At 66.7% G+C, this 22176-nt stretch carries 14 protein-coding genes and 1 pseudogene; 5 read left to right on the plus strand and 10 right to left on the minus strand.

Translation table 11 applies throughout. The features are described from left to right. Positions 1-52: 52 nt before the first annotated feature. The 8 genes and pseudogenes from HOP03_05580 to HOP03_05615 all read right to left on the minus strand — a co-directional run bounded on the left by HOP03_05580 (position 53) and on the right by HOP03_05615 (position 12759). Complete coding sequence (locus HOP03_05580) at positions 53-1807, minus strand: hypothetical protein (protein ID NOT87634.1); 1755 nt, start codon at positions 1805-1807, stop codon at positions 53-55. 179 nt (positions 1808-1986) lie between these two features. Continuing rightward, entirely contained in the window at positions 1987-3450 is a 1464-nt protein-coding gene (locus tag HOP03_05585; GenBank protein NOT87635.1) for a S8 family serine peptidase, read from the minus strand. Continuing rightward, the gene (locus tag HOP03_05590; GenBank protein ID NOT87636.1) at positions 3447-4229 is read right to left on the minus strand and encodes a hypothetical protein; all 783 of its coding nucleotides are present in this window, start codon (positions 4227-4229) and stop codon (positions 3447-3449) included. Before HOP03_05590 ends, HOP03_05585 begins: the two co-directional genes overlap by 4 nt. Next, positions 4226-4480, minus strand: coding sequence for a hypothetical protein (locus HOP03_05595; GenBank protein NOT87637.1), 255 nt, complete (start codon positions 4478-4480; stop codon positions 4226-4228). The genes HOP03_05590 and HOP03_05595 overlap by 4 nt, the downstream gene beginning before the upstream one ends. Positions 4481-4584: 104 nt before the next feature. Continuing rightward, positions 4585-5379 (minus strand): annotated as a pseudogene (locus tag HOP03_05600) (hypothetical protein). Between the two features lie 112 nt (positions 5380-5491). Beyond that, positions 5492-11002 (minus strand): trypsin-like serine protease, encoded by a 5511-nt coding sequence (locus HOP03_05605; GenBank protein NOT87638.1) that lies wholly within the window; start codon positions 11000-11002, stop codon positions 5492-5494. Positions 11003-11011: 9 nt separating this feature from the next. After that, a complete protein-coding gene (locus tag HOP03_05610; protein ID NOT87639.1) occupies positions 11012-11410 on the minus strand; it encodes a hypothetical protein in 399 nt (132 codons plus the stop codon). Positions 11411-11787: 377 nt separating this feature from the next. Next, on the minus strand, positions 11788-12759 hold the full coding sequence (locus HOP03_05615) for a response regulator receiver protein (GenBank protein ID NOT87640.1): 972 nt from the start codon (positions 12757-12759) through the stop codon (positions 11788-11790). A gap of 329 nt (positions 12760-13088) precedes the next feature. On the opposite strand from HOP03_05615, the gene HOP03_05620 reads away from it, so the two are divergent. From HOP03_05620 to HOP03_05630, 3 genes are all read left to right on the plus strand, one after another. Beyond that, positions 13089-13496: a helix-turn-helix transcriptional regulator gene (locus tag HOP03_05620; GenBank protein NOT87641.1), complete on the plus strand. Its 408-nt coding sequence runs from the start codon at positions 13089-13091 to the stop codon at positions 13494-13496. Between the two features lie 113 nt (positions 13497-13609). Further along, the gene (locus HOP03_05625) at positions 13610-14896 is read left to right on the plus strand and encodes a L,D-transpeptidase family protein (GenBank protein NOT87642.1); all 1287 of its coding nucleotides are present in this window, start codon (positions 13610-13612) and stop codon (positions 14894-14896) included. 161 nt (positions 14897-15057) lie between these two features. Continuing rightward, positions 15058-15735 (plus strand): murein L,D-transpeptidase catalytic domain family protein, encoded by a 678-nt coding sequence (locus tag HOP03_05630; GenBank protein NOT87643.1) that lies wholly within the window; start codon positions 15058-15060, stop codon positions 15733-15735. An 878-nt stretch (positions 15736-16613) separates the two neighbouring features. On the opposite strand, the gene HOP03_05635 is transcribed toward HOP03_05630, so the two are convergent. Then, a complete protein-coding gene (locus HOP03_05635; protein ID NOT87644.1) occupies positions 16614-17855 on the minus strand; it encodes an MgtC/SapB family protein in 1242 nt (413 codons plus the stop codon). 52 nt (positions 17856-17907) lie between these two features. Further along, positions 17908-18750, minus strand: a complete 843-nt coding sequence (locus tag HOP03_05640) for a universal stress protein (GenBank protein NOT87645.1) — start codon at positions 18748-18750, stop codon at positions 17908-17910. Between the two features lie 305 nt (positions 18751-19055). Between HOP03_05640 and HOP03_05645 the strand changes: the two genes are divergently transcribed. Further along, complete coding sequence (locus HOP03_05645) at positions 19056-19763, plus strand: ABC transporter ATP-binding protein (GenBank protein ID NOT87646.1); 708 nt, start codon at positions 19056-19058, stop codon at positions 19761-19763. A 13-nt stretch (positions 19764-19776) separates the two neighbouring features. After that, entirely contained in the window at positions 19777-22176 is a 2400-nt protein-coding gene (locus HOP03_05650) for an FtsX-like permease family protein (GenBank protein NOT87647.1), read from the plus strand.

Consider the following 22176-nt stretch of genomic DNA (forward strand, 5'->3'; position numbering starts at 1 on the left):
GTGGAATGTTGCGATGACGCCATGCTGCGGTGACTTGACGCGGACGACGCGATCAGAAACTCGGCAGGCTGATGCCCGCCGAATCCAGCACGTCGCGCGCGATCTGCGGCATCTCGATCGGCCGGCTGGTGATGGTGGGCGACTCCACCGGCTGCGAGAAATCCTCGACCCGCTGGTCGCCGATGCCGCCGACCGCGATCAGCTGTTCGCAGGCCTGCAGCAGATCCCAATCGGTGGGGTCTTCCATCGGCCGCTCGCTGCCGCGCAGTTGCGGATTGGTCAGCGCATTGGTCGAAATCACTTCGCCCAGGCGATTGGTCAGCCGCTGGTGGTTGCGCGCCAGCCAGGCGATCACGATCGCACCGCATTTGGCCTGGGTGCGGAAGCGATGGCTGTTGCGGGTGCCGCCGAGATAATTGGCGTTGACCTGGTCCATCACCTGCCACATGTCGCGGGCGCCGAACGAGGTGCGGATTTCCTGGTCGCTGAGCAGGTCGCGGTATTCGATGATCAGCGTCTTCAGCTCCTTCGAGAACTGGTACGCGATGCCGTAGCAGTTGCGCGACAGGCTGGCGGCCAGATCGCGCGCGGCCTTGCGCACCTGTTCCTGCGAGACCGACAGCGGAATCTGGCTGCGGAACATCCGGTCGACGGTGAGCTGGCGGCCGAACGACGAGACCGACGACACGAACCGCCACCACAGATCGTTGAACTCGCGATTCGGCTGATTGATGCTGGGGTCGCCGCCGGGCGCGCCGAACGCGCGCATGTACAGGTCGCGGCGCTCGCCTTCGGTGATGCGCTCCGAAGCTTTCTTGTAGTAACCGTAGAGATAATCGCCGGTCTTGCCGTAGCTCAGCGGCAGCAGGCCGGCGCGGAACAGTTCGACGATGCGCTCGACCACCTGCGGCATTCGCGCTTCCTCCAACTGGTAGGCGAAATAGATCGCCTGCGCGGCGTCGAGGTTCTCGCGCACGATCTCGCCGTCGGTGGCTTCTTCCAGATCCGGCAGCGGGATATCGAACGACGACGGCGGTGCGCCGCCGACCACGCCGCTCTGCATCTCATAGGTATTCTCGATGCGGCTGGCCAGCCAGGGATCATTGGGGCTGACGCCATCGGCAGCGAGCTTGCGCACTGCCGCCGCCAGGTTGCGCCCGCTGAGCACGGCGATGACATCGTCCGGATGCGGCAGTGTGTCGGTGTTGACGGTCTCGCGGCTTTTCCCCTCCGGATCTTCGTCGGGCACGATGCAACCGAAGATCTGGGGATCGATCAGACCCGACTTGGCCTGCGATTTCAGCGGCACCTTGTAGCGGCTGGACAGCTGCGCGAACGCGGCATCGAACAATTCGCGGTGCTCGCGGTATTCGCCTTGGGCGGCGCTGACTTTCTGCACGAACCCGCGGCGGCTGTCGTCGGTGACGCCATCGATCTGCAGCAGGCCGCAGATACCGGCGATCTCGCGTTCGTTCGCCTGCAGTGCGCCGAGCAGGTTGTCCGGCACACGCTGGCTGCCGATCAGGCCGTATTTGTGGATGAAATCCGTATCTTCGTCGGGATCCGCCAAGTCTTCCCACGTGGTCTGGGCGAACGTCGCGGCGACCTTGCGATAGAACGGATCAGCGACGATGTCGCTCTTCAGCTTGGCGTTGATCTTCGCCAATTCTCCGAGCTGGTCGGAATTCAGGCCGCCGCTCGTTTCGGCGGTTTCGAGGATGGTTTTCAGGACCTGTCGCCGTGCGCGCAACTTCTGCCGTTCTTTCAGCTCGCGCTCGCCGAGGTCGACCAAGAGGATGCGGTTCATGGTGTTCCCTGCTGTGTGATTGGCCTGTCGGCCGGAAGTTGCGGCGGCGATCCGGCGGATGCCGGGTGCCTGACCGGTAGCGTTGTCCGCGGCGCCCGAGGTCTTGCGGGGCTGGGTGGTTCTGGTTCGAGTCGCCATCGGAGTCTCCTTGTTGCGGTATCTGCGTCGGGTGCCCTGGTTCAGGCGGCGAGTGCAGTTGAAGCGGTTGAAACATCGGTGTGGTCGCTGTCGGCTTCCTCGCGCAGGCTGCGGTCGATTTCGGCGTCCAGTGCGCGCAATGCGCCCAGCGCATCGACCACGCCCGCGCCGCAGCCGGTCACGCCGGCTTCGGCGAACGGGCGCGCGCTGGCGATCAGGAAACGTCGTGCGTCTTCGCCATCCAGCGGCCATGCGCGACGCTGCGCGCGCGATGCCAGCAATGCGCAGATCGCGGCGACGTGCGGCGCGGCGAAGCTGGTGCCGCTGGCGTACTGATAGCCGGTGAGGCCGCAGGTGAGGATGTCGCGTCCCGGCGCGCACACCGCAACGCGTTCGTCGCGGGTGGTGAAGCCGGTCGGCCGCAACGTGCGGTCGATCGCGCCGACAGCGATCACGCCCGCGTGCGCGGCCGGGAAATATTTTTCGGTGAGTCCCGAGTTGCCGCTGGCCGCGATCAGGATCACGCCCCGGGCGAGGGCGTAGCGCACGATCTCCTCGTGCGGGCGCGGCGCGTCGGCATCGAGCATCGATTCGGGCGTGCCGAAACTCATGTTGATGACTTTCACGCCCAGATCGATCAGCCGCTTCATGCCGGCATCGATGTTGTCCATCGCACCCACGCCGACGCGCTTGTCGCCGGGGCCGAGCGCGGCGCCGAGCACCCGCACCGGCGTCAGTCCGCACAGGCCTGCCGCGCCGGACGGCATGCCCTTGCCGAGTGCGGACAGGATTCCGGCGCAGCCGCTGCCATGGCCGACTTCGTCCTGCGGACGTTCGCCGGCATGCCGGTAATCGCCGACCAGGGTCACGCCGCCGACGGTGTCCGGATCCAGATCGACGCTGTCGAAACCCGCGCGCAGTTGCGTCGCCAGTTCGATGTGCGCCAGCGACACGCCGGTGTCGGCGAGACCGAGCACCACCGCAGGATCGCCGCGTTCGTAGCGCAGCGCTTCGTCGATGCGGGTGCATTGCCGCACCCAGGCGTTGTCGATGTTCTTGATGTCCGCCGTCGCCGGTTTGCTGGAAGCATCGTTCGGCGCATCGGCCAACACACTGGCGAATGGCGCATGGCTGAGGTGATTCGCGCTGACCCGTTCCACCATCGGCAGTTCCGCCAGCGCCTGCAGCAGTGCAGGCAAGCCTTCGGGCTCGCGCACCTGGATGCGCAGCACCCGGGCGACGCCGCTGATCTGCTCGATCTCGTCGAAGCGATACGCGCCCGCGACGCCGCGCTCGCGGCGCGGCGTGCGCGCGCTGTGCAGGCGCACCACGCGCAATGCGCCGCCGTGATGGCGCAGCAGGCGATCGATCACGCCGCCGTCGATGCGATCGGCCATCGCGGTGCCGTAGCGGGTGCAGGCGCGCCAGCCCGGCACGTGCTCGGGCATCTCGCCGAGTTTCAGCGTGATCAGCAGACGGCCGCGCACCGTGTTCGCAAGGTTCATGGCGCACCCCATTGGCCGAGCTGGCCTTCCGTCAGCTGCACGCGTGCGAACTGGCCGTCGCCGAAATCGACTTCGGCTTCGCAGCCGAGCTGCGAGGCCATCGGCGCCAGCACGATCCGGCCGTCTTCGGCGCCGACCACCGCCACGCTTTCGCCGGCCGCGCGCACGCGCGGCAGACGCCCGGGACGCAGACCGGGCGCGCTCAGATGCACGCGGCCTGACGTGTCGCTGCTGCCGATGCCCACGCCGGTTTCGACTTTCGTCACCCGTGGCGCCGCAGCGCGCAGCAGCGCCTGCTGCAGGCGGTTCACCGGCATCCGCGACAGCCGCGCGATCACGTCGGTGCCCGCCTTCTCCTTCAATTCGTTGAGCTGCTGCACGGTGCGCACGCCGATCCGTTCCAGCTGGCGCTGCTCGGTTTCGGAAATCTGGTCACCCAGCGCTTCGCGCAGCGAGAACTTCGGGTCTTCGGTGCTGTAGTCGACGCTGTTCTCGTCGATCATCGGCTTGGTGATGGTGGTCAGCTGCAGCTTGATGCTGCTGGCCTCGGTTTCGCCGGGGCCGGCGGGGCGCAGATAGATGTCGTCGTCGAGGATCTGCACGAACGCGCGCAGATCCAGCGAGATTTCCTTCACCGCGAAGGTCAGCGGCAGTTTGCCCAGCCGCGCCTTGATCGCCATCGACGCCTGCGCCTTGTCGAGCTGCTCGGTCAGCGACGAGATGAACAGATCGAAGGGCACGCCCGCGTTCTGCAGCAGCGGCGGCAGTTGCGCGCTCATGCGCCGGCTCCCGCGTCGCCGCCGTTGCTCCAACCCAAGGTCAGCCGCGACGGCGTCGAAATCCACGTATTGACTTCGCTGCTGCGGGTGAAATCCGCGAGCAGCACGCAGCCGCCATCGCGGAACACTGGCTGCACATCGATCGGCAGGGTCATGTCGACCTGCGACAGGCGCATGCCGTCGCGCGCTTCGATCGCCACCAGGCCATCGTGCAGCTCATCGAGCAATTGCGAGAGTTCGCGCAACATCACGGCCTGCCTTCCGCAGCCGGCGCCGCCGGAGCGGGTGCGGGTGCGGGTGCGGGTGCGGGTGCGGGTGCTGCCGCAGGCGGCGCGGCGGCGCGTCCGGTCATCGAATGCTGCTGCACCAGCGCCATCTTGGCCGCGTCGGCCATGCGGTCGAGCGGCAGGGTTTCGCTGACGAAATTGAGTTTGACCTCGCCGAACAGATCGGCGCGCACGGTGGATTCGTTCTGCGCGTTGACCGCCAGCGTCGAGACCATGGTGGTGCCGCCGCCCTGGCTGATCGCGCCGCGTTCGCCCCAGTTGTTGGCCCCTTGCGGGTCGCTGCTGGTCGCGTACTGCACGGCGGCGGCATCGCGCGCGGCGGCGCGGAACATGACTTTCGCGCTGATGCTGCCGTCGCGCACCGCGACCCGGTTCAGGCCCAGCAGCACCATCGTCGCCAGCAATTGTTGGCGCTCGGCGCCGACCTTGTTGCGCACCTGCGGCAGGATCTGCTGTTCCAGCAGTTCGGTCGTCAGCTCCTGGCCGTCGACGCCGTAATCGACCAGCCAGATCGGGCTGAGTTCTTCCGCGCGCGGCGCCAGCTGCGGTTCGGTCTCGCCGGCTTCGGGCAGCTTGAGCACGATATCGCCGGGATAGCGCGACACCAGCCAGTCGCGCGCCTGGTTGAAGGTGACGTTCTCCTCGGTGAACTGGTCGACCGTCTTCGCCACCGCCGACACCAGGCCGGAATAGCTTTCCATCTGCCGGATCGAGGCATCGACGATCGCGTCGAAGGTGCCGTGCACCAGTTGCGAGACGAAGCCGGGAAAATCGATTTCGTTGACCATCGCACCGGCGCGGCGGGCGATGGTTTCGGTGGCGGGCGGTTTGCTGGATGCCGCCGGCGTGGCCGATGTTGCCGGCGTTGCGGTGGTGGTTTCGCCGGCCTGCGCACGCGACAGCGCCGTCCCTGTCCCGGGCCGGGACGGAAAGATTCTGCCGCTGTTGCGCGTGGTGTCGGACATCGTGCTGTCCTCAGGCCGCCGTGTTCAGAAGGTCGGGTTTTTCGACGCTGGCGTCGCGCCAGCCGTTTTCGCGCTCGTAACGACCATCGCCGCGCAGGCAGATCTCGATGTACGCATCGGGATTGCCCTGCGACAGGCCGCGGAAGCGATAGTCGATGCGCACCCGCAGGCGCGCCACGCCATCGGCGTCGGCGCAGTCTTCGATCTTCGCAGTCACTTCGACGCCGTATGCGAGATTCGCGGGCATGCCGGCGGCGATTCGGACATCGCCCAGGCTGCCGTTGTTGACGCGGAATTCGATCTTCAGCGGCAGCGGCGTGGGCGCGCCTTCGATCGCCGGCCAGTCGTTGATGTCGATACGGACATCGGCGGCGGCGCTCGAACTCACGCTCGGCGACAGCGTCGCGGGCGACTTCAGGCCTTCGAGCTGATCGAGCGACCAGCGACTGCCGCCGGCCTCGCCGATCACGCGACTCATTCTGGCGCCGAGCACGCGGCTGGGCTCGATCGGTTCGCGGCGTTCGCCGTTGGCATCGAGATTCAAGGCGCGCAGCGACGGCGGCGGCGAAGCCAGGCGCAGGCCACCGTTGCCGCGCATCGACAGCGACTGCGACTGCGCGCCTGCGGCGGACGCCGGCAGATGCAGGATGCGCCAGTTGCCGTAGTCGGGCTGGGCCATGTCGCCGAAGGCGGCGGCGAAATCCATGAACGGCAGCCAGTCTTCGTAGCCGTTGTTGGCGGGGTGGAAATCGATCGGGTCGTTGTCGAACGCGACCCGGGTGTCCCACGGATTGAGGATCTTCACCCGCACCGCATTCGGATCGTCGAGACTGCCGCGGATGCCGGCGACGACCACCGCGTGCGGCGCGCCGACGATCACGACCCACAGCGGACCGTAGGTGTTCAGCCATTCGGCCCACTGCCGCGGCGTGTTGTAGATGCTGGCGTTGGACGGCTGGTCGATCACTTCGAAGCCGTAGTGGTTGCGCGCGGCGTTGAGCAGTTCCCAGCCGTAGGAACTGGCGAGGCTGCCGCCGATGTCGTTGATGATCGACTCCGGCGAACGCGACTGCTGGCGGCGGTGCGCGATGAGCATCGCCATCGATGCCGCCCAGCATGCGTCCTTGTTCGGCTGCGGAATCAGCGCCACCGGATAATCCGCCGGTCCGTCGTTGCCCAACGGGCGCGACAGGCGCGTGGCGCCCGCACCCAGCGAGAAAGCGGCCGTCGCGGACGACCGGCGTCCGGCGGGCACGCCGCCCGAGTGCATGATCTGGAACTGCAGGTAGCCGCCGGTGTTCGCTGTGCGGCCTTCGTACAGCGCCAGGAATTCGGCGAACGCGAGTTTGATCGGCCCGCGCGCCGGGTCGTGCATGAACATGGTGGTGTCGGAACCGTCGGCGGCGCCGCCGCTGGTCATGCCGACCAGCACGCGGACGTGACCGCCGCCGGCAGCGCTGGCGGTCTGGTCGATGTACAGCGGCCCGTTGTTGGCGAGCATGTCGCGCCAGGATTCGATGGTGTACGACGCGGGCGCTTCGGCCATCAGGTTCCAGGCATCGGCGACGAAGCCGCGCTCATGCCCGTACAGCCCGCTGTTGAACGCATCGAACACCGCCACCTTGTCGGCGATGACGCTGTCCGGGATCGATTGCTGGTCGCGCCAGCCCACCACCATCGACGCGGCGGCGGCCCAGCACGACATCGGGCTGGTCTGGTAGGTCATCGGCACATCGGTCCAGTGGACCGAGAACCCATCGCCGAGCGTGCGCACCTGCCGGCGGGAAGACGCGCCCAGCGAGAAGCTGGTGGTGCGGCCTTCGATCCAGTCGATCTTGGCCGGCGTGATGAAGCAGCCGCGGTTGAGGCCGTCGCTCGCGGGCGCGCCGCTGACGTGCACCGCGCAGACCAGCGCGCGCAGGCCGCTGCCGTCGTCGCGCAGCGTGTACACCGGCGAACCGCTGGCGCGGTGCAGGGTTAGGATCGGGTAGTCGATGGTCTCCGGCGTGGTCATGCGCTGCGCGTAGCCGCCGTGCAGATGCTGCTTGTTGCCGTCCATCAGCGCGGTCAGCGCCGGCAGCACATCGGACTTGCGCGAGTAGCCGCAGACGACCAGCGGCAGGCGGTCGGACGGCGTGGCGTTGAGGAACTCGAACCACTGTCCGTTCGGCGCGTCGATAGGCACGTTGTCGATCACCGCCAGGTCGTCGTCGGAACTGCTGCTGGACAGATAGCGCGGCGACACGCGCCAGGAGGAAGACGCGACCGTGAAGCTGCCGAAGGGCTCGTTGCCGGCGCCGTTCTTGCCCGGCGCCACCACCGCGCTGGCCTTGCCCGCGAGGTTGTGGGCGCAGGTGAGGATGCGGTTGCGGCCGATGTAGAAGCCGGTGCCGTAGGATTTGCCGCCGCTGCCGTTGTCCATCTCCAGCAGGCAGATCGCGGAGTGCGGGAACAGCTGCGTGTTCTCCACGCCCACGAACCACTCCTCGCGCGCCTGACTGAAGGCGTCGTTCTGGCACGTCAGGGCGCTCATCGGATCGGCGGGATCGTAGAACGGGGTGATGATCTCCTGCGCGGCGACGTAGGGACGACGCAGGCCGAGGCTCTGCGCGACCGCGCCACCCGACAGCGCGGCGGCTTCGGCAGCGAGATGGGTCATGTAGGTGTCCCAGTCCCAGACCGAATTCGGGCAACTGGTGTGGGTGGTCCGGGTATCGGCTTCGGAATGGCCCAGCACATGGGTGCGGTCGGCCGGCAGGCCGAACTGCGCGCACAGCCATGCGACCAGTTTCGCCGAGCTGCGGTACTGCGCATCGGTCGGCACGTGGCCGCCGGCTGCGGTGGCATTGTGTTCGATGCCGATGCTGCGGCTGTTGGCGCCGTTGGCGTGATGCGCGGTGTCGGCATGCGCGACCATCTGCACCACTTCGCCGCCGCGACCGACGATGTAGTGCGCGCTGACCCGCACCTTCTTCTTTTTCTTGCCCATCAGCTGGCGCGGATTCTGGAACCAGCCGATGGTCTTGTCGTAGTCGTTCTTGCTGGCGGTGATATGGATCACGATCCGGTCGATCGTCGTGCCGGACTTGCGTCCTCTCGTGTAGTTGTTCGGATGCGCCGGCGCGAATTTCAGCGCTGCGGGATATTCCGGGGACGGGTCGCCCAGGGCGCTGGCGTACCACGACTGCGCCTGCGGCATCGCTTCTTCGTCGGGGACGTCTTCGTCGATGCCCATCGCATCGGGATCGGTGTCGGCATCGTGGTCGGCATCCGCATTCAGCGCGCGGCCGTAACCGCTGGCGCCGTGATTGAGGCGATAGCCCAATGATTGGGTCCTGGGCGTCATCGAATCCGGCACATAACACGTGCGCGTGGTGATCATGTCCATGTAGTAGACCCAATCCCACACCGCGTTCGGACAGGCCTTGTGCGTGGTCTTTGCGTCGGCCTCGGCGTGACCGAGGATATGCGCGCGATCCGGGGTGATGCCGTACTGGTCGCACAACCACGTGACCAGCGCCGCCGAAGCGCACATCTGTGCGGGCGTCGGATTGAGGCCTCGCGTATTCGCGACGTGTTCGATGCCGATGCTGGTGCCGTTGGCGGAACCCGCATGCCAGGCGACATCGTTGTGCGCGACCATCTGCACGATCTCGCCGTCCTGGCCGATCACATAATGCGAACTCACCTTCGCGGCCGGATTCTTGAACCAGCTGATGGTGCCGTTGATGTTGGCGCCGCCGTCGGTGATATGGATGACGATCCTGTCGATGGTGCGGGTGCCGCCGACCGCGCGGAAGTTGCCGGCGACGGCGGCTTCGAAACGGCTCGCCATCGGATACTCGGGCGCGGTCAGGGTCAGGCCGCGTGCGCCGTACCAACTCTGCGCGGTGGTCGCCGCTTCGTCGGGGATGGGCCCACCGATGTCGTAGCCGCTGTCCTCGTCCACCGCCGACAGGCTGCGCGCGTAGCGACCCATCGAGAACGTCAGCGTCTGCCCCCAGCCGGCGGCGATCCTGCGGATCCAGGCGAGTTTGTTCGCGGTGATGCGGCAGCCCAGATTGGTGGTGGCATCGTGCGCGGCGACGTGCACGCCGACCATGTGCGCCTGTGGACCGGCGCCGGTGTCTTCGATCCAGTACACCGGCGAGCCGCTGGTGCCGCCGAGGGTCTGGATGTTGTAGCTGAAGGTTTCGTCGGTGGGCAGGTCGCGGATGTAACCGCCCATCATGTGCTGGCGGTTGGGATCGATGGTGTCGTTGACGAAATGTTCGATCGCATCGTTCGCGTACCAGCGCGCGGCGTAACCGCTCACCACCACGCCTTCCGGCCGGCTCTGGTTGAGCTCTTCGACCAGATCGAAATACTGTCCCTTGCCGACCGCGTTCGCGGCGGGCACGCAGATCAGCGCCATGTCGAAATCGCTGCCGTTGGTGCCGTAGGAATCGTGCTTGCTGAACCTGGTGACCCTGAAGCGGCTGAAGGGCTCGACCGCGCCGCCGGTGCCGCTGCCGTTCTTGCCCGGCACCACGATCAATTCGCTCTGGCCGTCGACGACGTGCGCGGCGGTCATGATCAGGCGCGGGCCGATGAAGAAGCCGGAGCCGTGCAGGCCGCCTTCGCCGGTGCCGTCGGGCACGCGGATCTGGCAGATCGCCGAATGCGGCATCACCCGGGTGTCGCCGACGCCGAGATACCACATCGCGCTGTCGAGGAAGAATCCGGCCTGCGCGCGCAGTGCGTCCCAGAAATTGCTGGGGCGGTAGTCGGAGGAAATCAGCAGCGAACGCGACGTCGCCATCGGGCGACGCCCGGCGCCGTTGCGCATCGCCAGGCTCTGCGCGGTCGCGCTTGCCGGTGTCGCGGGTGCGGGTGTTGCCGACGCTGCGGGCGCTTCGGTCGGTGCCGGCGCGGCGGTGACCGGCGCCTGCTTCCACAGCTCTTCGGAATACCCGTCGCTGTAGGTCACGGGCTCACCCGCACCGGAGCTCATCTTCGTGCGCGGGACGCTGCTGCGGTCTTCGTCGCGCGACGGCGGCGGCGTGGCGCTTGCGGCGTCGCCGCCCCAGCCCAGCTCGGCGCCGTTGCCGCCGCCATAGCCGGTGCCGCCGGTGCCCATCGCGCCGCGACCGCGAACCGTGCGGCGCAGGCCGCGCTCGGTCAGGCCCGACAAATTGACGTACATCGTGCCGCGATCGGGCATGCGCATCGACACCGGCGTGCTGCGATCGCTTTCGCGATACGTCGCCAGGCCGAAATACAGGCGCGGCTGTCCGATGAAGCGCGAGACCACGTCCGGCGGCACCAGATACACCGCTTCGCCGCGCTGCGAAGGCGCTGCGCGGAGCAGGCGGCTGGTATGGAAATTGCCGGCCGTGCGCTTCGCGCGCAGTTCGGGCCGGAGCAATTCCGGATCGGTCGCGATCGCGATCTCGAACAGCGGCAGTTCGGAGCGTACGGTGAACCCCAGTACGCTGAAACGGTCATCGATCGATTCGCGGTTGGCACGGATGACGGCCATGACGGACTCCTAGCGGGACTTCCGCGCGTCGAGGGACGCGGCGGCGGATGCGGATGCCGCAGCGGCGGCGGCGGAAGGAAGCGCTGAAGGGGATGCGGGGGATTCGGCGCCGAAATCGATCCTGAATTCCTTGGGCGCGCGGGTCGGGTCGTGGACGATGTCCTGCTCCCCGTCGTCCATGACCGTGGAGATGCGCTCCCAGAAGCGCTGCTGGGCATCGATGCCGATGCCTTCCAGATGCGGCTTCATGAAATCGATCACCGCGTCGAGATGGCGGAAGAACGCGCGCTGGCCGGTCTGGACGTGTTCGACCGAACCGCGCCATTCCGGCGCCAGGCTCGCGGTGTCGCCGCGTTCGCACCAGATGCGGACGATGAAAGCGGTGGTGCGGTCCTCGAGCAATGCCATGGGGCGCGCCTGGTCGATGTCGGAGCGATGGCCCGACTCTGCGCCGCGCGCATCACCGGCCCGTCACGCCGACATCACCGCAACATCACATCGAAGGCGGCGGGTGTGTGATGTCGGGTGATCGACGTGTGATGTCGGCGCAGCGCCATCCCAATCGTTCGTTTGCCCGTCGTTCCCGCGAACGCGGGAACCCAGTGCCTTTGCGCTGCGCGGAAGCTGGAAGTCGCTGGATCCCCGCGTTCGCGGGGATGACGACGTTTTTTCGAAATCCTTGAAAAAGTGCGGATGCCTCGGGCCTTTGGCGCACCATCGCGCAATCAAGACGAACGGCCGGTGCGCTGAGGCGCACCCTATGCCGTACGCGACAGAAAAAAAGCTCAGCTGTCGAGCTGACGCAGGCCCAGTTCGAGCTGCGCATCGGCCGCCGCCAGATGCTGGCGGGCGGTGGCGATGCAACTGCGGGCATGGCGATCCGCTGCGAGGTCGACGACATCCTGCGGCGTGTCGAACACGGCCAGCGGCGTCGCCGGCGCATAGTCGAAGTGCAGCGGCGCCTGCATCATCGCCGGCGCTGCCATCTGGCCGCCGCCGATCGCGCTGTCGGCGATCTGCCGGTACAGCGCCAGGGTCTCGCGCATCGGCTGGATCGCCAACTCGCGGCGCAGCATGTCGCGGCAGATCTCGAACTGGCGCAGCGCCTGCGCGCGCTGGCCGCTGAGCACGAACAGCTGCATCAGCTCGCGGTGCACGTCTTCGCGCAGCGCATCGCAATCGACAATGCACTGCGCGTAGCGGATCGCTTCGCCGTATTCGCGGCGGATGGCGCACAGCTGCATCAGCCGCCACAGCGCGTTGAGATAATGACGCCGGTGCTTCTCGCGCTCGCGCAGCGCCCAGTCGTCGGTGAACTCCATCAGGATGTCGGACTTGTACAGCGCCACGCCGGCGCGCAGGTCCTCGATGTCGTGATCGCCGAGCTGCTCGATCGGACGACTCAGCCCGGAGGCGATCCTGCGTTCGAATTCCTCGATGTCGAGCCAGATCGCCTGCGAACCGTTGAGGCCGATCGCGCCGCGACGGTCGCTGGCGATCAGGTCGCCGTGCTCGAACGGTGGGCATTCGACCATCCGTCGCAGCCGCCACAGCGCCGTGTTGAAAGAGCCGGCGGTCATCGACGCCATCCGCTCCGGCCACAGCGTGCCCAGCAGTTCGGCGCGACTGAAGTAGCGCCCGCGCCCGAGCGCCAGATAGGCGAGCAGACTGCCGCAGCGACCGGAGATCGCGGTGACCTGCTCGCCCGTGGCATCGTTGGCGACGCAGAGGGAACCGAACAACCAGATGCGTAACATCCTGTCGTGTCCTGTGCTGTGGCCGCTCCGGGACGGACGCGGCGCGCGCGGCCCGCAGCGCGCCTCACCGCCCCCTTCGCGATGTTGCGCCGCTGGAACATCGCAGGCTTTGCGTAACACGCGGGAAGATGCCACGACAGGCCGCACGCATCGACGCGATGACCGCCGTCCGCGTCAAGTATTGCTTTCCGTTTGCTCTGTCTGCCACCCGGATGCTTGTCGCTGAAGGCCTGGACAGCAGTACCGTACAATCTGCGCGGGTAAACGCTGACCGGCCCGAATCGACATCCACGCTAGCGGCGACCGCACCGCCGAGGACGAGGTCCACGATGAGCGCACTGCGCACCAGTGTGTTACCTACCAGCGCGTTACCTGCCAGCGCGTTACCTACCAGGATCCGCAAAGCGCGGCTGTCGGCGCGCTTGACGCAAGCCGAACTCGCGCGCCGGGTCGGCGTGAAACGCAGCGCCGTGACCCAATGGGAGCATCCGCTGGGCACCACGCCCAGCATGCACCATCTGATCCAGATCGCGATCGAGACCGGCACCTGCATCGAATGGCTGGCCACCGCTCGCGGCCCGTGCAGCACCACGCCCGGGGAAACCGCAGGCTCGATCCCGTTGACGAACGGCGAGGCCCACGACCCGCAGGAAGACGAAGCGCTGCTGCGCTTCCGCAGATTGCCCGCGCACAAGCGCAGGATCGCGCTGCAGATCCTGCAGGTGCTGTCGGGGTGAATACCGTTCGCGACGCCTGACCGCCGGGTACCGCGCGTCGACGGCGGTCGAATCGGCATCTTTTGGCGCATCCGGCCAGCCATCGCGCCCGGACGGCCGCTAAACTATGCGCCATGCAAACCCTTACCGTCCGAGCCGCCCTGCTGGTGTGCGCGCTCACCTGCGCATGCCCGCTGTTCGCTGCGCCGCCCGCCAGCACCGACGGCATCGACGCGCGTGCGCCCGCCGCCGCGATGGCCACGGTCGAGGCGCCGAAACCTGCGGTGCCCGTCGCGCCGAAGCCCGCGACGACGGCCGTCGCGGCGCCGAAACCCTCCGCGAAACCATCGAAATCGAGAAAACCGGCATCGCCGCCGCGCCTGCCGGTGCTCAAACCCGGTCAATCCCTGTGGATGCCGGAACTGGCGCCGGAAGGGCCGGTGGTGATGGTGGTGAGCCTGCCCGAGCAGCGGCTGTCCGTGTACCGCAACGGCGTGCGCATCGGCGTATCGACCGTCAGTACCGGCAAACGCGGATTCGAAACCGGAACCGGGGTGTTTCCGATCCTGGAACGGGAGCGCGAACATTTTTCCAATCTTTACGACAGCGCGCCGATGCCTTTCATGCTGCGGCTCACCTGGAGCGGCACTGCGTTGCACGCGGGCAAAATCCCGGGCTATCCGGCATCGCACGGTTGTATCCGTCTGCCTGCGGCATTCGCCGAAACGCTCTACGACGCGAGCAGGCGCGGCGTGATCGTGGTGATCGCGGATGCGGCCTCGCATCCACCCGCAGTGATCTCGCCGGAATGGCTGGCACCCGTCGAAACCGCGACCGGCGCGTTGCGCGATGCGACCAGCGATGCGCTCGCCGAGTCGTGGACCCCCGAACGCGCGCCCGAAGGGCCATTGACGATCATGCTGAGCACGCGGGACCGCATGCTGGTGGTGGTGCGCAATGGCGTCGAGATCGGCCACGCCAGCACCGGGATCACCGGCGAGCCCGCAAAGGGCACCCGCTTCTATTCGTTGTTGTCCGACGCGGGCGAGAACGCGGCGCTCACGGCCGACCCCTCCCTGCCCGATCCTCCGCCGACGCTGCGCTGGCAGGCGATCGCGATACCGGGAAAAGCGCCGGTGCCGGGCGCGTCCCAGCCGCCGCTGCGGGGCGGGCAGATCCAGGTGTCGGGCACCTTCGCACAACAGTTGCAGGCCGTTCTGCCTGCGGATCCGACCTTGTTGATCACCGACGAAGCGCTGCGTTACGTCCCGCCCGTGGCACCTCCTGTGGCACCTCCTGTGGCGCCTCCCGCGCCTGCTGCGCCTCCCGCGCCCGCTCTTCCCGCAGCGCCGCAAACCGATGAGACCCCGGTCACAGCGCCACTGCCACCGGCCCCACAAACCCCGCCCGAAACCCCCTGAAGGCGCGGCCTGTTCATGTTTTCCCCGCCGGCCTAGGGCATCCTCGGGCCATGCACAGACCCACCACCTCCCTGTTCGCGACCCTGTTCACGCCTGCGTTCGCGATCACCACGCTGTTGGCCGCCCCGTCCACATTCGCCGCCGATGCCGGCCATGTCTCGATGGGCACGACCCTCCACGCAACGCGCACCAACGGCACATCGCCGCTGCTCGGCAGGCTGCAGAGGCTCGCGCCCGAAGCCGACCCGAAGGTCATCGCGCTCGCGCTGGAAGCGGCCGAATGCGCCGCCGCTTCGGGCGCCGCCGCCCCGGCGCAGCGGCTCGCGGTGATCGATTACTCGCGGCCTTCCACCGAACGCCGGCTCTGGGTGTTCGATCTGAAAAAAACCACGTTGCTGTACGCCGAGCATGTCGCCCACGGTCGCAACAGCGGCGAGAATTTCGCCAACGCCTTCTCGAACCGCGAGAGCAGCCACCAGTCGAGCCTGGGTCTGTTCGCCACCGCCGAAACCTACAACGGCGGCAACGGCTATTCGCTGCGGATGGATGGTCTGGAACCCGGCGTCAACGATCTGGCCCGCGCCCGCGCCATCGTCATGCACGGCGCACCGTACGTGGATCCGGTCATGGCCCAGCGCCAGGGCCGCCTCGGCCGCAGCTTCGGCTGTCCGGCGGTGAGGCCCGCGGTGGCGAACGATGTCATCGATACGCTCAAGGACGGCCAGTTGGTCTTCGCTTATTACCCGGATCAGCAGTGGTTGGCGAATTCGCGGTTTTTCAGATGCGGGGCGAATCGGATGGCCGGGATCCGGCCGCAGGGATCGCACGCGGCGCCTTGATCTGCACTCGCGGTGCTGCTTGTGTCGGCGCTTCATGTTGTGCGGGTAAGGCCTGATACCTTTTTCGCGCTGGTGCGCGAGTTGCTTTCTTTGGCGCACTGCGCCAGTTGCTGCGCGAACGGCAAAACTGGCCCGTGAAGGGACTGTCAAGAAAGCGGGATATCCCTGGATTCGTGTAGGCGATGCGTTCGCTCACGATCAGGCCTGATCTTCTCTGGAAGTTTCGCGGCGCTGTCTTGTGTCGGCGCTTCGTGCTGTGCGGGTAAGGCCTGATACCTTTTTCGCGCTGGGGCGCGAGTTACTTTCTTTGGCGCAAAGAAAGTAACCAAAGAAAGCACTTCAAATCCAATTCAAACCTGCCGTCTGAAGCGAAGCCGGGATTTTTCGATGAGACATCCATGTCTCGTCGAAAAACGATGCACATCCTGTGCATCGCCCTCCGGGTCTGCAACCAGGTCCGACGAAACCATAGCCTGGGTATGGATAGGACGATGTGGATTTCTGGAATTTTGACAACGAGCGCACAACCTCACGAGATGCTGAAGCATGCCGTGCATGAAACGTCACAAAAACGACGGAAACATTGCTTGAATGCCGGTAGAGGGCAACGTCCTGATGATCTTGCAGAGACGGCACACTTTCCCCTGATCGTAGACCCGGAGGGCGGCGCACAGGACGTGCGCCGTTTTTCGATGAGGCAGGACGCCTCATCGAAAAATCCCGGCTTCGCCTCAGAAGGCAGGTTTGAATTGGACTTGAGGTGTTTTCTTTGGTTACTTTCTTTGCGCCAAAGAAAGTAACTCGCGCACCAGCGCGAAAAAGGTTCCAAGCAATACCCGCACAGCATGAAGCGCCGATACAAACAGCACTGCCAAGCTTCAGGTAAGCCACACCCCAACCGCAAACGCGATCACGATCAACGCCACACCCGGCAACAACCGCAGCAGAAACCCCCGACCGCCGCGCAACCAGGCCATCAACAGCTTGCTCAGCGAATTCGCGATCAACGCAACGAACACCGGCCAACCCGCATCGCCGACCGAGATCGTGCCGGAAGCCACCATTTGCGCCACGGATGCCGATGCCGCATGCAGATCCGCCAGCCCCGCGACGCCCGCAGCGATCTGCACGCCGGTGTCGCCGAGCCAGCGATGCACGCCGGCCGACAACAGCAGGATCGCGCTGACGATGGCGGCGAACACCAGCGCATGGCGCGGCTCGAACGGGCGACCCGGCGCAACCGGACGACTTTCGACTTCGGTCGCCGCGCTGCGCGCGTGCACCAGCCACGCCGACAGCATCGCGGCGAGACCGGCGAAGATCAGCGGCCACATCAGACTCACAAGCAGCGGCGGCGACAACGCGCCGACCACGACCGCAAGCATGATGATGGTCGCGATGTTGGAACACAGCGCGGCGCTGACGCATTGCGCCAACCACTGTGGCGACGCGCGCGAGCGGTCGCCCATCGCCGCGATGGTCGCGGTGCTGGACACGAAGCCGCCGATGAAACCGGCGAGCGCGAGCCCCGCACCCGGCCCGAGCATACGCAGCGCGACATAACCCGCAGCGTTGATCGCCATCACCAGCACCACCAGCATCCACAGCGTGTGCGGATTCAGCGCCTGCCACGGATCGATGGCGCGATCCGGCAACAGCGGCAGCACCACCACCGCCGCAGCGACGAGCAACAGCGCATCGTGCATTTCCTGTTCGGTCAGCGTATGGCTGACGAAGCGGTGCAGGCTCGATTTGCTCGCCAGCACCAGCGCGACCACCGCGCCGAGGCCGGCGGCGATCGGCAGCATGGTCATCGCCAGCACGCCGAGCAGGAACGTCACCAGCAGCGCCACTTCGGTGGTGAGCCCGGGGTCTTCCGCACGACTGCGGCGATAGCTCGCCAACGCCGCCAACGCCACGAACGCACCGCCCACGGCGATGCCGACGCCGCCGAGCTGCTGCGCGATCGCGCCGGCCAGCGCCACCAGGATGAACGTGCGCACGCCGGCCGCAGCGCGCCCCGGGCCTTCGCCCTTGCTGCGCTCGCGTTCGATACCGATCAGCAGACCGATCGCGAAGGCGACGCTGTAACCGTAAAGCGCTGCGTAATTCAACGGCATGCGGAAGCGGGACATGGACTGCGGGGACTTGCCCGCAGTCTACGCCGCGCGTTCAATGCGAGAACAGCACCGGCAGATGGGTGGTCTGCAGCAGTTCACGGGTCGTGCCGCCAAGCATCGCTTCGCGCAGCCGCGAATGACCGTATCCGCCGGCGACGATCAGATCGGCACCGACCGTCCGCGCGTATTCCAGCAGCGCGTAGGTCACCGAGAAATTCATGCTCGGCCGCGTCACCACCTCGACCTTCAGTCCGTGGCGGGCCAGATGCGCGGCGATGTCGGCGCCGGGCTCGCCGCCGTGCGCGGCTTCGCCGACCACCGGATCGATCACCAGCACATCGACCGCATCGGCCTTGCGCAACAGCGGCATCGCATCGGCGATCGCGCGACTGGCTTCACGCGTCGGTTTCCATGCGATCACCACGCGTTTCGGCGGCATCGTCGCAGTGTTGCCTTCGGGTACCACCAGCACCGGCCGGCCGGAATGGCGCAGCACGTCGTGGAAATAATCGTGCGCCAACATGTTTTCGGCGCCGTTGCGCGGCATCGCCGGCAACACCGTGAGATCCGCATAGCGCGCCTGCAACGCAGCGGCGTTCTGCGGATACAGCGACACCGCCTCGGCGATGCGCAGTTCGAACGGCACGGACGCATGCGCGAACTTTGCGCGCAACGCGTCGGCGCGTTCGCGTGCGCGTTTGCGCGCCTCCTCGTGCAGGCGCGCATAAAGGTCGTAGGCCATCGCGCCCCAGTCGCTGGGCATCGGCGCCGGCACATCGACCGTGACCAGCATCGCGACATGCGCCTCGAAGGTTTCCGCGATCGCCATCGCTGCGGCGATCGGCGCCCGCTCGCTGTCCGTGTTTACATCGGGAATCAGAATGTCCTTGTACATGACGACACCTTATTCGACAGTGCGGGAGATGTCATTGACGCACGCTTTCGTGCAACCGGTCTTGATCGCCGTCAAAATGCACGATGGTTTTCCAGCGTATGTTCATAACCGCTTGACCGTCGCCCGTCCTGTTACAGTCGAAGCGCGCATCGCGCCAATGATCACCCTCGGACGGTCGGTCGTCTCATGGTCGCTACCGCTCCTCGGAGAACGAGATCGCACCGATGGCTCCACAATCGTCTGAATCACCGACGCCCACCGCCACGGAACCAGAAACCGTTGCGCGCGCGGGTGCGAACGGCGGCATGCGGGAAATCGTCTTCCGTGCCCGGGGTCTGCGCAAGATCTACCGCATGGGCGAGGTCGAAGTGCCGGCGCTGCGCGAGATCGATCTGGACATCTTCAGCGGCGAATTCATCGTGCTGCTCGGGCCCTCGGGCAGCGGCAAATCGACGCTGCTGAACATCCTCGGTGGCCTGGACGTGCCCAGCGACGGTGAAGTGGCGTATTGCGAGCATCGCCTCGACGGCGCGAGCGAGACCGAACTCACGCGTTTCCGGCGCGAACACGTCGGCTTCGTGTTCCAGTTCTACAACCTGATCCCCAGTCTGACCGTGCGCGAGAACGTGCAGTTGGTGTCGGACATCGCCGAAGACCCGATGCCGGTGGACGAAGCGATCGGCCTGGTCGGCCTCACCCCGCGTCGCGATCATTTCCCGGCCCAGCTCTCCGGCGGCGAACAGCAGCGCGTCGCGATCGCGCGCGCGATCGTGAAACGCCCGGCGGTGCTGCTCTGCGACGAGCCCACCGGCGCGCTCGATTACCAGACCGGCAAGCTCGTGCTGGACGTCATCGAAAGAATCAATCGCGAACTCGGCACGACCGCGGTGGTGATCACCCACAACGCGGCCATCGCCGGCATGGCCGATCGGGTGATCCATCTCGGCGACGGTCGCATCCAGCGCATCGACGTCAATGCGCACAAGTTGCAGCCGTCCGAGCTTTCGTGGTGACGACGCCATGAGCATGCGCGCCCTCGACCGCAAGCTGCTGCGCGATCTGCGCCTGATGTGGAGCCAGGCGCTGACCATCGCGCTGGTGGTGGCCAGCGGCGTCGCCGGCTTCATCACCACGCTCAGCGCGGTCGATTCGCTGGCATTGGCGCGCGACCGTTACTACGCCGCCGACCGCTTCGCCGATGTCTTCGCCACCGTCAAGCGCGCGCCGAACGCGTTGGCCGCCGCACTGGGCGATGCGCCCGGCGTCGCCGACGTGCAGACCACGGTCGAACACACGGTCCGGGTCGAGATCGCGGGCGTCTCCGATCCGATCATGGGCCATCTGATCGGCGTCGATCCGCGTCGGCCGCAGCGCATGAACCGGGTCACGCTGCGCAGCGGGCGCGCGCTGCATCCCGAAGGCGCCGTGCAGACCGTCGCGCGCAGCGACGGCACGAACAGCAACGGCATGATCGATGCGCTGGTCTCGGAAGGTTTCGCGCAGGCGCGCGGGCTCGCGCCGGGCGCGACCCTCACCGCACTGATCGACGGCAAACGCCGCACTCTCCGCATCGTCGGCATCGCGCTGTCGCCCGAGTACATCTTCGCCGGTTTCGGCGGCATGCCCGATATGCGTGGCTTCGGCGTGTTCTGGATCGATCGCGACACGCTGGCCGCCGCCTACGACATGGACGGTGCGTTCAACCATGTCGCGATCAAGCTGGCGCCCGGCGCATCGGAGGTCGCGGTGATCGCCGCCGTCGAGCGCCTGATCGCGCGCTACGGCGGTCGCGAAGCCTACGGCCGCGAGGATCAGACCTCGCACGCGATGCTGCAGAACGAAATCAAGGAACAGCACGTCCTGGGCACGGTATTGCCGTCGATCTTCCTGGCGGTGGCGGCGTTCCTGCTCAACGTGGTGGTGTCGCGGCTGATCGCGACCCAGCGCGAACAGATCGCGGCGTTGAAGGCGTTGGGTTATCCCAACCGCAGCATCGGCGGTTATTACCTCAAGCTGGTGTTCGCCATCGTGATCGCCGGGCTGGTCCTCGGTATCGCGCTCGGCAAATGGCTCGGCACGATGTTCATCGGTGTGTACGCCGATTTTTTCCATTTCCCGAGTTTCGAGCACCGCATCGCGCCGTGGCTGCTGCTGACGAGCATCGGCATCACCTTCGGCACCGCGGTGCTCGGCACGCTCAACACGCTCTACGCCACCGTGCGCCTGGCGCCTGCGGAAGCGATGCGCCCGCCGTCGCCGGGGCGCTATCGACGCACCCTGCCCGAACGCCTCGGCATCACCCGCATGCCGACCACGCTGCGGATGATCCTGCGCAACATGGAGCGCCGGCCATTGCGAACGCTGCTGTCGATCGGCGGCGTCGCCGCAGCCGTGGCGATCGTGATCATGGGCAATTTCTTCCGCGATGCGATCGATGCCGTGGTCGACAGCAAGTTCAACGTCGAGATGCGCAGCGACGTGATCGTGTGGATGGCCGAGCCGACGAACGACAGCGCGCGACTTGCGGTCGCGCGCCTGCCCGGTGCGATCGCGGTCGAGTCCGGGCGGGATATCGCGGTGCGTTTCGTCCACGGCCATCGCAGCGAACGCGGTGCGATCCAGGGCTACGCCGCGCGTCCCGAGCTGCGGCGGATCGTCGATGTCGACAATCGCCAGGTGCTGCCGCGCACGGATGGACTGGTGATGACCGACCGTCTTGCCGACAAGCTGGGGCTGCGCATCGGCGACGAGGTGCGGGTCGATGTGCTGGAAGGGCGCACGCAGACGCTGCCGGTGCCGCTGGTCGCCACGGTGCGCGACATGATGGGGCTGAACGCGTACATGGAACGCCGCGCGCTGAACCGGCTGCTCGGCGAGGACGATGTCAGCACCCGGTTCGCGGCGGCCGTGGAGCGTGGCGGCGAAGAACGCTTCCTGCAGGCGGCGATGGCGGTGCCGCGCATCGTCGGCGCCTTCAGCAAAGCGACGCTGTGGCGCAACATGCAGGAGATCAGCGCGCGCAACATCCGCATCATGAGCACGATCCTGACCGCGTTCGCTGCGGTGATCGCGGTCGGCGTGGTCTACAACAACGCGCGGATCGCGCTGGCGGAACGCAGTTGGGAACTCGCCAGCCTGCGCGTGCTCGGCTTCAGCCGTACCGAGGTCTCCGCCTTGCTGCTGGGCGAAATGGCGATCGGCATCGCGATCGCGCTCCCGTTGGGCATGTGGCTCGGGAATCTGCTGGTGCATCTGATCGTGACCCTGATGCGCAACGATCAGTTCTTCTTCCCGGTCGCGATCCTGCCGCGCACCTATGCGTGGGCCGGACTCGCGGTGCTCGCCGCCGGCGTCGCCAGCGCGCTGGTGGTGCGGCGGCGGATCGACCGGCTCGACATGGTCGCGGCGTTGAAAACCAGAGAATGA

The organism is Lysobacter sp., from assembly GCA_013141175.1.
Classification (GTDB): Bacteria; Pseudomonadota; Gammaproteobacteria; order Xanthomonadales; family Xanthomonadaceae; genus Lysobacter_I.

What these genes read in the sequence shown, in the direction of transcription:
- HOP03_05580 (NOT87634.1), bottom strand. Translation starts at nt 1,807, where the DNA reads ATGAACCGCATCCTCTTGGTCGACCTCGGCGAGCGCGAGCTGAAAGAA.
- HOP03_05630 (NOT87643.1), top strand. Translation starts at nt 15,058, where the DNA reads ATGGGCACGACCCTCCACGCAACGCGCACCAACGGCACATCGCCGCTG.
- HOP03_05620 (NOT87641.1), top strand. Translation starts at nt 13,089, where the DNA reads ATGAGCGCACTGCGCACCAGTGTGTTACCTACCAGCGCGTTACCTGCC.
- HOP03_05590 (NOT87636.1), bottom strand. Translation starts at nt 4,229, where the DNA reads ATGAGCGCGCAACTGCCGCCGCTGCTGCAGAACGCGGGCGTGCCCTTC.
- HOP03_05585 (NOT87635.1), bottom strand. Translation starts at nt 3,450, where the DNA reads ATGAACCTTGCGAACACGGTGCGCGGCCGTCTGCTGATCACGCTGAAA.
- HOP03_05640 (NOT87645.1), bottom strand. Translation starts at nt 18,750, where the DNA reads ATGTACAAGGACATTCTGATTCCCGATGTAAACACGGACAGCGAGCGG.
- HOP03_05635 (NOT87644.1), bottom strand. Translation starts at nt 17,855, where the DNA reads ATGCCGTTGAATTACGCAGCGCTTTACGGTTACAGCGTCGCCTTCGCG.
- HOP03_05605 (NOT87638.1), bottom strand. Translation starts at nt 11,002, where the DNA reads ATGGCCGTCATCCGTGCCAACCGCGAATCGATCGATGACCGTTTCAGC.
- HOP03_05645 (NOT87646.1), top strand. Translation starts at nt 19,056, where the DNA reads ATGCGGGAAATCGTCTTCCGTGCCCGGGGTCTGCGCAAGATCTACCGC.
- HOP03_05610 (NOT87639.1), bottom strand. Translation starts at nt 11,410, where the DNA reads ATGGCATTGCTCGAGGACCGCACCACCGCTTTCATCGTCCGCATCTGG.
- HOP03_05615 (NOT87640.1), bottom strand. Translation starts at nt 12,759, where the DNA reads ATGTTACGCATCTGGTTGTTCGGTTCCCTCTGCGTCGCCAACGATGCC.
- HOP03_05650 (NOT87647.1), top strand. Translation starts at nt 19,777, where the DNA reads ATGCGCGCCCTCGACCGCAAGCTGCTGCGCGATCTGCGCCTGATGTGG.
- HOP03_05625 (NOT87642.1), top strand. Translation starts at nt 13,610, where the DNA reads ATGCAAACCCTTACCGTCCGAGCCGCCCTGCTGGTGTGCGCGCTCACC.